This is a genomic window from Devosia sp. A369 (assembly GCF_054489345.1).
Genome location: NZ_JBTMWV010000056.1, coordinates 1 through 1,093, shown reverse-complemented (window position 1 = coordinate 1,093; position 1,093 = coordinate 1). Strand labels below are relative to the sequence as shown.

Here is a 1,093-nt window from a genome sequence, read left to right as displayed (position 1 = left end):
TGAGAGCGGCGGTGCAAAATTAGTCCACGGTAGCGGCGGGATAGTCCCGCTTCGGGCGGCGTAAAAGTCGGCCACCTATCTTCCTTCTGCGACGCTTGCAGGAGGGTTGGGGATCTATACCGTGGATTTATATCTGAAGGTTCGTCTGGCTTGCTCGGAAGGTATGAGCCGGCGTCAGGCGGCAAAGCATTTCAACATATCGCGCGACAGCGTTGCCAAGATGATGTCGTATTCGACGCCGCCCGGCTATCAGCGTCAGTCACCGATCCGACGGCCCAAGCTGGATGGGTTTGTTTCGAGGATCGATCACTGGCTTGACGAGGACGTGACGGTGCCGCGCAAGCAGCGCCATACGGCCAAGCGGGTGTTTGACCGGCTTCGTGACGAGTGCGGGTTCACCGGCGGCTACACGATCATCAAGGATTACGTGCGCGAGCGAGAGCAGCGTCGCCAGGAGATGTTCGTGCCGCTGTCGCATCCGCCAGGGCATGCTCAGGCCGATTTCGGCGAGGCAATGGTCGTCATCGGCGGGGTAGAGCGCAAAGCACATTTCTTCGTGCTCGATCTGCCCCATAGCGACGGCTGCTATGTTCGGGCCTATCCGGCGGCGGTGTCGGAAGCCTGGGTGGATGGGCACATCCATGCGTTCGCCTTCTTCGGCGCAGTGCCGCAATCGATCGTCTACGACAATGATCGCTGCCTGGTGGCGAAGATCCTGCCCGACGGCACGCGCAAGCGCGCCACGTTGTTCAGCGGGTTTCTGTCTCACTACCTGATCCGGGATCGCTACGGCCGTCCCGGCAAGGGGAACGACAAGGGAAGCGTCGAGGGGCTTGTCGGCTATGCCCGGCGCAACTTCATGGTGCCGATCCCCCAGTTTGCCACATGGGAGGCGTTCAATGGCTGGCTGGAAGAGCAATGCCGCAAACGTCAGCGCGACAGGCTTCGCGGTGAGAGCGAGACGATCGGCGAGCGCCTGGAGCGGGATCTGGCGGCCATGCGTTCCTTGCCGCCGTCGCCTTTCGATGCGTGCGATCAGGCCGGCGTCAAGGTAACGGCCCAATCGCTCGTCCGCTACAAGACCAACGATTAT

At 61.6% G+C, this 1,093-nt stretch carries 1 protein-coding gene; it reads left to right on the top strand.

Features of this window, described 5'->3' with window-relative positions; genetic code table 11:
* Positions 1-121: 121 nt before the first annotated feature.
* Positions 122-1,093, top strand: a 972-nt coding sequence (gene istA / locus ACX3OZ_RS20850) for an IS21 family transposase (protein WP_459105508.1), incomplete at its 3' end; no start/stop codon positions are given.